Genomic DNA, 14,209 nt, shown 5'->3' on the forward strand with positions numbered 1-14,209 from the left:
TCCTACTCTTCGTCGTGGGGGAGCAGTTCAAAGCGGGCAAGGATCTGTCCTGTCTCGACCGTTTGGCCGGGATTGACGCACAGTTCGACAACCCGGCATGCCGCGCTTGCGGAAAGCGTCGAGATCACCTTCATCGCTTCAAGCTGAAGGACGGGCTGAAAGGGTGCGAGATGATCGCCCGGTTTGACCAGGAGATCGTTCACAGCGCCGTGAAATGGTGCCCAAAGGCCGGTAGGGTCGGTATGCGCGAGTGCTGAGTGGCGCGTACGCGACTTAGCGCCGATCGCATATTCCAGATAGTAGGCGTCCATTGAGATTGGGACGCTGCCGTTTGGCTGCCGCACATTTCCGATGGTGACAGTCCGAGGCAGGCCATCGATAACGAGGTGGAAGTGGTCCGCCACGGCATCTTTGCTTACCCCCAATAGCTCAACGCCGATCACGCCTTCAGCGACATGGGCTTCAAACTGGGTCGCGCTCGTGGATGTGAGAATTAAATCCCACTCCGAAACGATATCCGCTGGTCCGAAGGTGATGCCCTCAATTCGCCTGCCAACCATTAGGCACCCCCCCATTGTTGACCCGTTGCCACTTAGACGCAGGGTTTGCCTGAACAGGGGACGAGGCGGTGGATGCAGCGAGATGTTTTTGCAGTGCCGCTGCTATTGCCACATCGCGTAGCAGCGTAGTGGGCGCAGCATTGGGGACAAACGTCGAGGCGATGGAGAGGTCGTAGGTGCCAGCGACGAAATCTGGCTGATCGAGAAGCCAGCGATGAAAAATCAAGTTGGTGGGAAAGCCGGCAATTCGTGTTTCGCTCAGGGCCTGACGCGCGCGTCCGATCGCCTCCGTGCGGTCGCGTCCCCATATGATAAGCTTGGCGCACAGACTATCGTAGCGGGATGGCTGTAGCGCGCCAGTCTTGATTCCAGCGTCAACCCGGACGCCGGGACCGGCGGGGAATTCGCAGGCCGAGACGGTGCCGCCACCCGGACGGAAGTCACGATGGGGATCTTCTGCACAGATGCGAAGCTCAATGGCGTGTCCGCGATGCGTCTCTTCGCCGACAACTTCCAGAGAATCGCCATTGGCGATCCGGAACATCTGCTCAACAATATCTACGCCTGTGATAGCTTCGGTCACGGGATGCTCGACCTGAATGCGGCCGTTCATCTCGATGAAGTAAAAACGTGCCTCAGTATCGAGCAAAAATTCCACCGTGCCCGCACTTGTATAGGAAGCGGCTTTCGCAAAGGCGGTTGCTGCGGCGGATATCTCGTGCCGCAAGGCCGGAGGGATGCTGGGCGCCGGCGCTTCTTCAACGAGCTTTTGCCGCCGTCTCTGAACGCTGCAACCGCGATCACCAAGCGAGAAGACATTGCCCGATTGATCGGCCACTATCTGGATTTCGACGTGCCGGATATCGTCGCCCAGATAACGCTCGATATAGATTCCGGAACGGCCGAAAGCGATGCGGCTCTCGAGATCGACTTCTTTCCAGGCGGTCTCAAGATTCTGCAGAGTGGTGGCAAGACGGATACCCCGCCCCCCACCTCCAGCGACGGCCTTGAGGAGAACGGGAAATCCGATCTCCTCAGCAAGGACGATGGCAGCTTCAAGCGTTGCGACCGCTCCACCAGGAATGACAGGGAGACCGGCGTCGCGGGCAAGATCTCTGGCACGCACCTTATCGCCCGCCAATAGCAGTGCATCGGGATGGGGCCCGATGAATATCAGCCCTGCGCTCCCACATGCAGCTGCAAAATCAGCATTTTCCGCGAGCGGACCATAGCCCGGTGCAATGGCGTCCGCTTTCCAATTTTTTGCGATGGCAAGGAGTGCTTCGGGCGAGGCATAAGGGTTGGCCGCGTCGCTGCGGACCCTGTGATCTGCGGCAAGCACGAATGAAGCCTGTCTCTCTTCGTCAGTGTAGACCGATATGGTCTCGATGTTGAGCCTCTTGGCCGTGCGGATAAACCGCAATGCAATTTCTCCCCGACAAGCCAGGAGGACGCGCTTGATCGTCATGAAGTCACCTCCACGGAAGGGACAACATCGCTGTGCCGCACATGCTGTCGCCCACGGCCAAGTTCGGTGTGGGCGCGCGTGAACTCTCCGGCACTAACGGCGCCGGCGACAGAAACCTCTCCCGCCAGTGCCACGGCGGCGGCGATCTCGGCGAGTTTTCGCGCGTCATCCAGGCAATCAAGCATGGCAAGGCATTCGCGCTGTGCGGGAAGTTTCGTTCCTCCACCGACCGTGCCGACAAGGACGTTGGGCAACGTGACACTGGCGACAAGATCACCGGCACCGTTGACCTCGAAGCAGGTACTGGCATTGCGGAAAGCAACGGTGGTGAACGCCGGATCCTGGCCGCAGGCGATAAAGAGCGCAGCGAGTGCATTGGCTATATGAATATTGGGGGCGGTCGCCCCTCGTTGGGACAGGACCAGGTTGCAGGCCAGCAAGAAGCGCCGCATCTTGTCTGGCGTGGACCTCACGCGGCGCTCGATAAGCGCGGCCGATATCGTGGCGCTTGCAGTGACGTAGCGTCCCTTCGCCTCATCGGGGACAAAACGCTTGTCGCCACCTAGCGTGTTGAAATAGCCGGTGACCAGATCCCCGGCATGTTCCATGATATAGTGGCAGGCTGCCTCGTTGCCCTTGGTGGCCATATTGAGGCCCATGGCGTTGTCAGTCTCGTAGCGGAAGGCGAGACCCACTATATCGCCCTGAAAGATCGGCGTTACCTCCTTGAGCCGGGCAAAACGGCTGGTCGCATTTGCTGTCTCCGAAAGACGAACGGCATGAGCGCGCAACCAGCTATCGAAGGAAGCAGCGTCGGCCGGAGATCGCAGGCAGATCGCGCTGATCTTGGTGAGCGCATCTCCGCGAAACCGGTATGGGCTATCTGCTTCGTCGGGCGACCACTGATTGTCTGGCAGGAATGTCGTGACGCCTCCAGCCTCGGTGAGAAGCTGCATGCCTCGTGAAAAGGAGGCAACCAAGGCCCCCTCGGTCGTAGCGAGCGGGACGAAATAGTCTCCTTTAGCGTACTTTCCATGCACCAGCAGCGGCCCGGCAATTCCGACAGGGACGCCGACAAGGCCGAGATAGTTTTCGATCGTGCCCAGCAGTTGGTCCGGCTCTGTCGGAACGCTACCGAACAGATATGGGTAGTCGCGCCCATGCATTTTCGAGAGCCAATCCTGGCGATAAGCCACTTGCTGCGGCGAGAAATCATTCTGGGGGTCGCGCGGGATCTTCACGATCACCTCCCGTCAGAGCTGGATGTTGGAATGTTTACGGCGCGGCGTACCGTCGATCTTGCTGGCAAGAAGGCAGAAGCTGGCTGCCAGAGTCGGTCGGATAGTGTCGGGGGGAAGCAGGGCCTCGACATAACCACGCCGGGCGGAATAGGCAGCGCTTGCATGAGCGTCGCGATATTCCGCTGCTAGCCTGGCCTTGTGCGCAATGGGATCCTCCGCCTCCGCGATCTGCCTGCGGAAGATGACGGCAACGGCGGCCTCGGGACCCATCACGGCGATTTCGGCATCGGGAAGAGCATAGGTGAGGTCAGTCGCCCAGCGATTGGCAAGCGTAGGATGGGCGCCTCCATATGCCTTGCGCAGGACCAGGGCGATCTTCGGGACGGTAGCCTCGCAGTAGGCGTGGAGCAGCTTTGCTCCCGCTCCAATAATCCCCCCCGCCTCCTGTTTGAGGCCAGGCAGGTAACCGGGAACGTCAAGAAGCGTGAGAATTGGAATGGAGAAGGCATCGCAGAAGCGTATGAACCGAGCAGCCTTCTCGGACGAGGCCACGTCAAGGCAGCCGGCAAGTACCTTGGGCTGATTTGCCACAATGCCGATAGTAAGCCCTCCCAGTCGGGCGAAACCGGTCAAGACATTGGGAGCAAACAGGCGATGCACTTCCAGGAAGTGTCGGTCATCGACGATTTCTCCGATGACGTCGAGGACATCGTACGGCTGCGTGGCAACTTGCGGAATGAGCTTTGCAATAGCGGAGGAACCGGAAACATCCGCTGGCTGTGAAGACGACTGTGAAACGCAGTTATTCGCCGGAAGGAAACTCAAAAGCTCGCGGGCGATCTCAAGGGCATCGTCAACTGAATCTGCCAGGAAATGGGCGAGCCCCGTCGTGACTGCGTGAAGGATGGGGCCGCCTATCTCTTCCTTGCTGACGATTTCCCCGGTCGCCTGCTTAATGACGGTTGGTCCTGTGAGAAACATGGTGGACTTGTCGCGTACCATGATGATGAAGTCGGTGAGAGCCGGAGCGTAAGCGGCACCTCCGGCGCAATCGCCGAGCAGAATGGAAATCTGGGGAATGACGCCGGATGCCCGAACAGTTTTATAGAAGACCTCTCCGAACTGGACGCCGGCATCGACGCCTTCGTGGATGCGAATACCCGAAGAGTCATTCAGGCCGAGGACAGGCATGCCGGCCTTGAGGGCCAGATCGAGTATCTTCGTTATTTTGAGTGCGTGCATCCGGCTGGAGCTTCCTCCCAGAAACGCAGCGTCATGGGCATAGATGCCGACTGGGCGGCCGTCGATCCGGGCATGGCCGACAACAAGTCCGTCACCCGAAACCCGGCGGCGGTCGGCGCCGAAATGAATGCAATCATGTTCGACCAGCGCGTCAATCTCGGCAAAGCTGCCGGGGTCAACAAGTTGATAGATGCGTTGCATTGAATTCGAGATGGGTGAGGCATCCGTCATGGTCGTTGTCCAATCAGCTTTTTCTCTTTTTCGGGGGCATCACGTCCCCGACTGAATTCCGGCCTGGTGTCCGGGACTTCGTTTCTGAGGCTCGACTCGATTTGCTGAAGCAATTCGCGTCTCCGGGTCGAAACCTTGTTGAGGCTGCGTAGCTTCACATGACCAAAGCCGCGAATCTGTTCGGGTAATGCTGTGAGGGACCGACACAAAGGAAGGCGTTCTGCCGTCAGGATTCGCGCGATCCAGTCGACATGTTGCTCATACTCGGCGAGCATTTGTCGCTCAGCGCGACGTTCCGCTTGCCGCCCAAGCAGGTCGAAAACAGTTCCACGCAGAAATTTTCCGCGGGCCAGTAAGCGCAGAACCGGGATTATCCAAGGGCCGAAAGCTATCTTGCCCCGCTCCCCGGTCCGCCTGTCCTTTGGAGCGATGAGCGGGGGACTGAAATGGAAACGGAATTTGGTCTTGCCGTCGAACCGATCCGAGATCGAGGCGAGAAAATCGGTCTCGACGTGGAGCCGAGCCACTTCATACTCATCCTTGTAGGCCATGAGCTTGAAGAGATTCTTCGCCACGACCTCGGTGAGGCTGGTATCCCCGAGTGCTTGCGCGGCATTTCTGATCTTCTCAACACGCTCGACATAACGTTGAGCATAAGAAGCGTCCTGATAGACGATCAGAAAGTCTCGCCGGGAGGAAATGAGAGAGGCCAGATCCTTAGCCCGCGAGCCGGTGCTTTGACCGAGGAGATCATGGATCTGTGCGGGAATGGCGGCCGCGAGCCGCCCCCATTGGAAGGCGACCCTGGCGATACTCGCATATCTCCCCAAACCATCGAGAGCCTGCTGTATCGAGAGCAGGGTCAATGGAAGGGCCCCAAGTTGCCAGGAAAAGCCCAGGAGAAGGATGTTGGCCTGCTCACGATCGCCGACCAGGGCTTCTGCCAACTGTCCGGCATCAATCATGTCGATGCGTTGACTTCTCGATGTCAGCAGGTCGATCAGTCGGTTTGACCCAATCCGGATATCCGGATTGCGAAGCATGGGGCCAGTTTGGCTCTCGTGCAGATTTGCAATGCAGCGCGTGCGCTCAGGCGAGAATACGGTAAGCACTTTCTCGCTGACACCCGCCACAATGTCCGCCACCAGAACGAGATCAGCTTCACCCTGGGCTATGCGGGCCTGATGCAAAGCTGTCTCGTCGCTGCAGAATCGGACATGGGAGAGGACTTCTCCGCCTTTCTGCGCAAAACCCGTGAAATTGAGGGTACGTACTCCGTTCCCGTCCAGTCGTGCCGCCTGTGCGATCAGCCCGGCGGCGGTGACGACACCAGTTCCTCCGATCCCGACGAGCAGAATATCGGAAGGGCTAGAATGGTTTTTTGTTGGGACGGGTGGCGCAAGCGCCGTGACGGCGGCATCGAAGTCGAAATCACGCGTTGCGGGAACCGGTCGCTTTGCGGGCGTCGCCCCCTCAAGGGTGACAAAGCTTGGGCAAAAGCCTTTAAGGCAAGAGAGATCCGTGTTGCAAGCCGACTGATCTATGGCCCTTTTTCGGCCCAGTGACGTCTCGATTGGTACCACTGCAAGACAATTTGATTGGGTCTGGCAATCTCCGCATCCCTCACAAACCAGGTCGTTGATGACGGCGCGCGCGGTCGGCTGAAGGCTCTTGTCGCGTTTACGGCGTCGGCGCAGTTCGGTAGCGCAAACCTGATCATAGATGAGAACGGTGACGCCTTCGATGTCGCGTAATTCTCGTTGGACAGCATCGAGGTCATCACGAGGATATGCAGTGACCCCCGCGGGCAATTCGCCACGCGCAGCATAGCGGCTTATGTCTTCCGCGACGATCGCTACCTTCTTGACGCCTTCCGCCAAAGCGAGTTTCACGATCTGGGGCACGGTCACCTGACCATCGATCGGCTGGCCCCCAGTCATCGCAACGGCATCGTTGAAAAGTAGCTTGTAGGTGATGTTGACGCCGGCTGCGACAGACTGGCGAATGGCGAGATGACCGGAATGGAAGTAGGTGCCATCGCCGAGGTTCTGGAAGATATGCGGCGTGACGGTGAAAGGAGCAGTGCCCATCCAATCGACACCTTCGCCACCCATCTGGACGGAACCCGCGGTTTGCCGGTCCATCCATACGGCCATGAAATGGCAGCCAATTCCGGGCCGAGCCCTGCTTCCTGATGGGACATGCGTCGAGCTACTGTGCGGGCAGCCTGGGCAGAAATAGGGTGTCCGCTTGGGGAGATCAACGATCGAGGTACTTGGCAGCTCTGACCAATGAAGCGGAACCGGCATGTCGATGCCGAAGCTTTCGAGCCATCTGGCCATAGGACCTGCAAGAAGCTCTGGGCGCAGCTCGATGTCGTCAGGAAGGATCGGCGCCCCCTGACTATCACGCTTGCCGATGATTGTCGGCCGCCTGCCGGCAGGTATGTTAAAGAACTCGTGCTTCAGCTGAGCCTCAACGACAGCAGCCTTTTCCTCGATGATGAAAACCCTTTCTGCCAGTGCGGCAAGAGAGAGGGTCGTGGACGAGAGAGGAAAGACCAGGCGAAGCTGAAGAATGGCTATTCCCCGCTGCGCCAGGGCCAAGGGGGATAGTCCCGCGACACGCAGCGCCTCCAGCATATCCAGGCCGGCCTTTCCGACGATGATGATGAGGCCTCGCGGTTTGGATATCGGAACAAGAAGATTGTCGATCGGGTTGGTTTGGGCGAAAGCCTTGATGGCGTTGAGCTTGTATTTCAGACGCCATTCTACCTGTGGACCGGGTAGGTCCAGCCAGCGCCAGTGCAAGCCGTCAGGGCCGGAATCGATGGCCGGCAGGATGAATTCCGGGTAATCGACAGGATGAACGGTGGATGCGCTTTCGACCGTTTCGCTGATGGCCTTGAACCCGATCCACGCGCCACTCGTGCGCGACGCTGCCCAACCCCATAAGCCTGTATGGAAATAGTCGGACACGGAAACCGGATGCAGGACCGGCATACTCCAGGCCTGCATGGCCAAATCGGATTGATGCGACATTGAGGATGACACGCACCCATGATCGTCGCCCGCCACGACAAGGACACCACCATGGGGTGAAGTTCCGTATGCATTGCCGTGCTTGAGAGCGTCGCCGGACCGATCAACACCTGGCCCTTTGCCATACCAGAGACCGAATACTCCCTCTACCGTGGCGCCGGGTTCCGATTCGACCTTCTGCGTTCCAATGAGGGCGGTCGCCGCGAGATCTTCGTTAATCGCTGGCTGGAAGTGGATGTTGCGGGATTTGAGTTCAGAGCCGCGCCGCCATAATGCCTGATCCAGCCCACCAAGCGGCGACCCTCGATATCCGGAAACAAAGCCGCCTGTTCGTAGTCCACGCATCTTGTCAAATTCCGCCTGATGGAGCAGCAGTTCGACAAGGGCGTCCGTCCCTGAGAGCAGGCGTGAATTGCTGACCATGCGCGGATTCTCAAAATGTGCCAAAATTGCCTCATGACGGGTTTATGCATGAATGTGGCCATCACGAAGCGTTAATCAGGCCAATCAACAGCCAACAAGCTGCCGCGCCAACAAACTTGCCGGCTCCATCGGAAGGCCTTTCGTGCCACATTGAATTTTCTCTTAGTGAAGGCGCAGCGAGACAATTTCCTCAGCGATCCGCTCCGCGGTCCGGCGTGGGCTCGTCTTCGGCCGGGATGAACGATCCCCCATGTCGGGTAGGCGTGCAGTTCTTCCCAGGCCAGGCGCGATGCGCTACGCGGGCCGCTTTCATGCTGGTGCGTCATCACCTCGTCGGACAGCCCGGCGAAAAAGACGTGATCCTCGTAGAGCACGCCCATCAGCGCGCTGATGACCATGGCGGGAAGCGGAAAGGAGAGGTGTTGGCGCAGGTCGGCGGGCTGCGGCTGGGCCGCCAGCTTCTCAAACAACTGCGCGGTGAGAGCCTCTACCTGCTGCGCGAGCAGCTTCACCCTGCGGCTGCTGAAGGCCGGCGCCACGATCGTGCGCAGCCGGGCATGCTCGCTCCCCTCGTGCGAGACCAGCCACCCCGGCGAACCGAGAATCACCGAATCCGGGGTGAATTCCGCCGGCGGTATTCCCGCGGGCCGGAACGCCGAGTCGGACAGTACCGCCTTGGCCTCGTCGTAGCCTGTCACCCACCAGCCTTCATGCCCGGACGGGAAGCGCACGCGGTGGATCGGACCGTTGGCGCGTAGCGCCAACATCTCGGGCGAGGGCTCGATGTGATCGACGCGCCACATCGGCAGCGTTGGCAAAGGTTGTTCGGACATGGTGGCACTTCACTCTCTAAGCGATGGAAGGGCGGGCCGGCATGGCGCTGGGCAGCGAATAACGTAAGACGAAGCTCTACTAGGAGTATTTGTTTAAGGCAAGAGTAACGGATATATATTTAATAATATATTTTGTTATTTTATGGTGCGATAATACCGTTTCTTCGTTTCGCCAACATCTGGAAATGTACAACACATATATCTGAGAATATTCTCTGATTTTTATTATTCCAACTGATGGATTTGACGTGATACACGCCGAGAATCGCGGCGGTTGATTGACAAGAGAGAGATTGGGACACGATGGAGACCATGCTGGCGCGGGGACATCCTCGACAACATGACCGAGCTCGTGAATGGCCTTTTTGCTCAGGACCTTCCGACAGTCCTCAGAGCGTTAGCACTACAGTTGCATTTTAGTTTTGAGGTGAGCTCGTCGAGCGGCCGCCTGATGGGCGCGCCTCCAGCATGACCATGCGATGACGTAGGCGGGGCTTATGCGACGCTGAGCGAGTCTTATGGCGATGCGTCGGACTTCCTGGATAGACCAGCGGATTAAATCCTGATGGTCGGCATCCGCAGTCTTTTTTGGGGCGTCGCGTCATTGGCGCGGTATCGGATCACCGCCATCATGGCGAAGGCGAGCATGACGAGGGAGACGTGGCGATGCCAGCCATGCCATGACCGGGTTTCGTTGTGATCGAGTCCGAGCTCGTTCTTGGCGGTCTCGAAGCTGTCTTCGATCGCCCAGCGATGGCCTTCAACGGAAACGAGCGTCTGGATGCCCGTCCCGGCCGGGCACCATGTGGTGAAGAATGCGAGATCACCGTCGCTGATATTGCGCCGGATCAGGAGGCCACGGGTCCAAAGCCCAGATTTCGTCTCGTTGTATTCGTCGGCATCGAGGTCGGCGAGTTCGCAATAGGCCCAGTCATGAAGCCGAGCGCCTTTGGTGCCCTCACCGGCGGAAAGACGCTGCCATGCACTTGGATCGAGATCACGGGCGATCTCCTGCGCTGTGCCGGCGACCGGAGGCTTTCCCGACCACGAGCCGAAATGGTGGTCCGATTTAACCCCAAGAACGTAGCCTTTGCAGGCTCGGCGCAGGGTTCCTTCGATGTCCCCGACGCCATAGACCGCATCTGCGGCCACCCATGAAAACGGCACATTGGCTGCCAGCGCACGCCGTATCATCTCGACAGCCAGGCCTGGCTTGGTAGCGAAGGCTGTAGCCTGAGGAACATGAGCTGCTGCAAGCCTTGCCGGATCGCCAGTCCAGCTCTTGGGCAAGTACAGGGCTCGATCGATAAAGGCATGGCCGCGATCGGACACATAGGCGGCGAACACACCGATCTGGCAGTTCGTTATCTTGCCAGCCGAACCTGTATATTGACGTGCAACACCGCACGATGTCTTGCCCTGCTTGAGGAAGCCCGTCTCATCGATGACCAGGACCGCATCATCCGTGGCGAGGTTTTCTACGACATACTCTCGCACGATGTCGCGAAGTGCGTCCGCGTCCCAGCGCCCGCGCCCCAGAATGGCTTGTTGCCGCCACGGGCCGGGATCACCGGCCGCCTCAGCACGCATCCAACCTGTCTTACGCCGCTCGTCACCCAGCAAGCCGTCCAGGAAAAGGTTCGCAGAGGCTGCAACTCGCTCCTGCGTAAACAGTCCGCGCATGCGAGCCTTCACGTCGCGCAACGATGATGCCCAAAGCTCAAGCGTCGTCTCGATTGATGCACCTGCCATCCATGACCTCCGAATCATGGAGACCCATAGATTCAGATCATAGATAAATATGCAACTGTAGTGCTAATTAAATGCCAAGCGACAACAGCCTTCTGGCCGCACTCACGGCAGGTCTTCGATAAAGGTCGCGGAGAATTTTACGTCGTCGCGCTGCGTTCGCACAGCCGCCGCGGCAGAATATGCACCCGCAAACGGCCTGCTCCAGAAGTGCCATGTGCTGCCGTCATCTCGTTCGTCACCGACGACGCGACATCGGCGATTACCGTCGAAACCGGAAAACGAGATATTGCGGATGGGATAGGATATGCCCAGCCCTCGCCCCTTGAGATAAGCTTCCTTCAGTGTCCAGATCTCACAAAAGCGATGCGGCCGATCCGCTTCCGCCAGCCCCAGCAGCGCCGAACGCTCCTCTGGAGCAAGCACAGTCGGGACCAGATGCCGGTAGTCGACCCTGCTGATCTGCTCGACATCCAGGCCGCAATCGGCTTTTTGCGTGAGGATACAGCCCACCAATCCATCGGTATGAGAGAGGTTGAAGCGGATCGGAGCAGAGGACGGCGAGACGAGTTCGGGCCGTCCCCCGGGTGCAGAAGCAAAAGCCAGTTCACGCGGATCAGCGACCATATAGCGGGCAAGCAACAGCCTGAGCAGGCCATGGCTGAATACGTACATGTCGCGGTCGCGGTCGAAGACAAAGCGTCGGGCGCGCTGGCGCTCCTCCTCGTTCAGAACGTCGCGGGCCGCATTCCACAGCCTGACGCTTGCTTCCCTCGGCTGGCTCAGAAAAATATCGACCCGAAGTTCACTGCTCACCTTCCATGGATCCAGGTCGCCCGCCATGCTCATTGCGGGTGTTCCACGGCTGACCAGTCCACCAAATCGGCTATTGTTGCGGGTGCCGAACGGGTGCCGACCGCCACCGCATAGATTGGCGATTGCATGACTGGATCGATGTCGAGCATGGTCTCGATGACGTTATCGTTCAATGCGCAAGTAGGCGTGGCAACGAGGCCGTTGGCAGTCGCCGCCAGCAACATGTTTTGCGCAATGTGCTCCGCCTCGATCAACACCACACGGAATCCGGCGGGATGCCGGTACTTCCATGCCGTCCTCGCAAAATTTGCCACCAGTAGGATCAGGGCTGACGCACCGGAAAACCAGTCCTGACCACCAAGAACGGTCTCTGCCGAGGGAAGTGTGTCGCAAGGCATGTAAGCGAGTGAATTTTCCAGGGCCGAGTAGTGATAGAGGCCGTTCGGAAGATCCTGGTCATTGCAGGCAAGTACATAGGCTTCATAGGGATTTCTGGCGCCCCCCGACGGCGTCGTCTTAAGCGGCAGCTCCCCCAGATCGGCCCTCGCCAGTCCCACGATGCCGATGCGGGAGAACCGGCAGTCGCGCAACTGTTCCTTGGTGATCGCTCCCGCGGCGCTCCCGTCAAAGCCACGATAGCTGCGCCGACGCTTCATCACGCCGAAAGATCCATTGTCGCGCGGTGGCGGCAGCGACACGACCCGGGCGGCATCGGCATTGGTGGTGAAAAGGGAAACCGGCGGCAAATTTAGCACCGTTCTGTCATCGCAGCGATGCTGCTGCCTGCATCGATATATTGGGTGTATTTGATCGAAAAGTGAAAGAGGCCGGCTGTCTCCCCCCAGCGCCATTCCCGATCATACATGTCGTTCTCCAAGCGCAGTTCCGGCGACGATCAGGAAACCGCAGTCAAGCAGCCGGATGACTTCCCTGGCCACGCTCGGATAGCTGCCGAGATCGCGGCTCAACCTCGGATGGATCACGTCCAGCCAGTAGGCTTCAGCGTTTGGGGGCGGTTCACAACCCGGTGCGGTCAAATCGCTGCTTGATGAAAGTTCAGGAGCAGGTCATGACGGAAGGGAAGCTAACCATATAGTCAAAAAAATAGATCATAGCGCGTGTCGAACCCATACGTTCGGTTCGGCATATATGCCGTAATTGTGCTCAATCGACACAAGCATCGGCACCAGTGCACCATCAATTTCCACCATGCCCGAACGTTCAAACGCTGTTCCTGTCCAACTTGACCATTCGGCAATTGTCCCAGCAATGGTAATTGAATAAGGTGCTATTTTTAAGATTCTGCCACCGACGGCTATGTGAGTTCGCAGCCAGGAATCCACCGGGGAGCCGTCAGCACGCTGTAGTTTGATGTATTCATCCATAGGTAGCAGCGGGTCTCGTTGCTTCTGATTTGGACGAACCGGCGCAGACAATTCGTCGAAGCCAACATTCCTGGCACAGGTCTTCAATGCGCCCAACATTGCCAGTGCATTGCCAATACCTCGTGCTTTGGGCGCTAATGTGATTTCGAGTGCACTCATCGTGTTTGGTCTGCGACCGATAAGTTTATCCTCATGCGCCCAGCGGATAACCTGGTCCCAACCGCCGTCAGGCAATTCGGCACGGCCATCAACGTTCAGTGCAAACGGCACGCCGAAAGCTCGAGCAACGACCTCCTCATCGATAAGTCCTACAAAGGCATAGTCAAGGTAGTCAAAAAACACGGCCTTCCCAAAATACAGCTTCGCAGTTTGATTGTGGCGCATGAAGTTGGGCCAAAGACCATCGAATTTCGGTGAAAAAACTGAGGGAATCAGATCGGACCGTTCCCGTAATGAGAATACCTGTAAGCTCATTCTTCTACCTCGCGCAAAACCTGTGTCACCTGAATCATTTTAACCAGTTGCGACCCAGTCCGCAGCTTTTTCTATGCCGACCTCAATTGCGACTTAGTCGCTAACCCAGCGGAAAGATTAGTGTCGAAAACCCACCGCTCTTGCATGGGACGAGCGACCGGTTTTCAGTCGGAATTCGCACCACCCTTCAGGAACCATTGTCCCGATCATATCCGAGATCACTCAATGGGATTTTACATTCGGGGAACTGAGAGTCGAAGACATGTTTGGTTGTCTTGGCAGGGAACTTCCGTCCGCTCCTAGCCATAGCCAAAATGATCTCAGGAGTAACTACCTCTCCCAAACGCCAAGCTTCTACCCGAACACCGCGGTAGTCCAGTAACATTGCTGGCAATATCCTCAATTGAAGCCGCTTGGCGACAGCCAGTCTATGATGGCCATCCATTACGAAAAGCTCTCCCTTATGGACTGCAATTGGAGTCTTCCAGAATTTGGCTTGGAGAATCTCTTCTTCAAGCTCAAGAACTTGTCGGCAATCAACCTCTTCCGTCGGAGTCAAATCGTTGGGCTGTAAGAGATAGTAGCGCATTCGAGTATAACCTCCGGTAGTAAAATACCTAATGTGTAGCCGGAACCTCGATTACTTAGTGATGGCGTGCGAAGGTCCGACGGATCGCGCAGGATCAAAGACGAATAAAGCTTCTTCATTCCGGCCTGCCTTTTCCAAGCTCCGGCGATGATGCAGA

At 57.9% G+C, this 14,209-nt stretch carries 10 protein-coding genes and 1 pseudogene; all 11 read right to left on the reverse strand.

Translation table 11 applies throughout. The annotated features are described in order from the left end of the window. Window positions 1-2: 2 nt before the first annotated feature. The gene (locus tag JOH52_RS35850; protein ID WP_234837051.1) at window positions 3-560 is read right to left on the reverse strand and encodes an acyl-CoA carboxylase biotin carboxyl carrier protein subunit; all 558 of its coding nucleotides are present in this window, start codon (window positions 558-560) and stop codon (window positions 3-5) included. Continuing rightward, a complete protein-coding gene (locus JOH52_RS34880; RefSeq protein ID WP_017267001.1) occupies window positions 541-2,028 on the reverse strand; it encodes an acetyl-CoA carboxylase biotin carboxylase subunit in 1,488 nt (495 codons plus the stop codon). The genes JOH52_RS35850 and JOH52_RS34880 overlap by 20 nt, the downstream gene beginning before the upstream one ends. Next, window positions 2,025-3,269 (reverse strand): hypothetical protein, encoded by a 1,245-nt coding sequence (locus JOH52_RS34885; RefSeq protein WP_017275155.1) that lies wholly within the window; start codon window positions 3,267-3,269, stop codon window positions 2,025-2,027. The genes JOH52_RS34880 and JOH52_RS34885 overlap by 4 nt, the downstream gene beginning before the upstream one ends. Before the next feature lie 12 nt (window positions 3,270-3,281). Further along, complete coding sequence (locus JOH52_RS34890) at window positions 3,282-4,742, reverse strand: acyl-CoA carboxylase subunit beta (protein WP_017267002.1); 1,461 nt, start codon at window positions 4,740-4,742, stop codon at window positions 3,282-3,284. After that, window positions 4,739-8,230 carry an indolepyruvate ferredoxin oxidoreductase family protein gene (locus JOH52_RS34895; RefSeq protein ID WP_234842742.1) on the reverse strand — a complete coding sequence of 1,164 codons (3,492 nt, stop codon included), beginning with the start codon at window positions 8,228-8,230 and terminating at the stop codon, window positions 4,739-4,741. The genes JOH52_RS34890 and JOH52_RS34895 overlap by 4 nt, the downstream gene beginning before the upstream one ends. Window positions 8,231-8,463: 233 nt before the next feature. After that, window positions 8,464-9,039: pseudogene (locus JOH52_RS34900) on the reverse strand (cytochrome P450 family protein); the annotation flags it as partial. Window positions 9,040-9,594: 555 nt separating this feature from the next. Beyond that, complete coding sequence (locus JOH52_RS34905; protein WP_080597544.1) at window positions 9,595-10,809, reverse strand: IS701-like element ISRm31 family transposase; 1,215 nt, start codon at window positions 10,807-10,809, stop codon at window positions 9,595-9,597. Between the two features lie 84 nt (window positions 10,810-10,893). After that, window positions 10,894-11,637: a 4'-phosphopantetheinyl transferase family protein gene (locus tag JOH52_RS34910; RefSeq protein ID WP_017266524.1), complete on the reverse strand. Its 744-nt coding sequence runs from the start codon at window positions 11,635-11,637 to the stop codon at window positions 10,894-10,896. Further along, complete coding sequence (locus JOH52_RS34915) at window positions 11,634-12,359, reverse strand: SagB family peptide dehydrogenase (RefSeq protein WP_017266523.1); 726 nt, start codon at window positions 12,357-12,359, stop codon at window positions 11,634-11,636. Before JOH52_RS34915 ends, JOH52_RS34910 begins: the two co-directional genes overlap by 4 nt. A 354-nt stretch (window positions 12,360-12,713) precedes the next feature. After that, window positions 12,714-13,373, reverse strand: a complete 660-nt coding sequence (locus tag JOH52_RS34920) for a hypothetical protein (protein ID WP_017266521.1) — start codon at window positions 13,371-13,373, stop codon at window positions 12,714-12,716. 277 nt (window positions 13,374-13,650) lie between these two features. Continuing rightward, complete coding sequence (locus JOH52_RS34925) at window positions 13,651-14,052, reverse strand: ParB N-terminal domain-containing protein (RefSeq protein ID WP_026031428.1); 402 nt, start codon at window positions 14,050-14,052, stop codon at window positions 13,651-13,653. Window positions 14,053-14,209: the final 157 nt, after the last annotated feature.

It is taken from the genome of Sinorhizobium meliloti, from assembly GCF_017876815.1.
Lineage (GTDB): Bacteria > Pseudomonadota > Alphaproteobacteria > Rhizobiales > Rhizobiaceae > Sinorhizobium > Sinorhizobium meliloti.

Coding starts and splice junctions, on each gene's coding strand:
- JOH52_RS35850 (WP_234837051.1), bottom strand. CDS start 560: ATGGTTGGCAGGCGAATTGAGGGCATCACCTTCGGACCAGCGGATATC.
- JOH52_RS34880 (WP_017267001.1), bottom strand. CDS start 2,028: ATGACGATCAAGCGCGTCCTCCTGGCTTGTCGGGGAGAAATTGCATTG.
- JOH52_RS34890 (WP_017267002.1), bottom strand. CDS start 4,742: ATGACGGATGCCTCACCCATCTCGAATTCAATGCAACGCATCTATCAA.
- JOH52_RS34905 (WP_080597544.1), bottom strand. CDS start 10,809: ATGATTCGGAGGTCATGGATGGCAGGTGCATCAATCGAGACGACGCTT.
- JOH52_RS34910 (WP_017266524.1), bottom strand. CDS start 11,637: ATGAGCATGGCGGGCGACCTGGATCCATGGAAGGTGAGCAGTGAACTT.
- JOH52_RS34920 (WP_017266521.1), bottom strand. CDS start 13,373: ATGCGCCACAATCAAACTGCGAAGCTGTATTTTGGGAAGGCCGTGTTT.
- JOH52_RS34925 (WP_026031428.1), bottom strand. CDS start 14,052: ATGCGCTACTATCTCTTACAGCCCAACGATTTGACTCCGACGGAAGAG.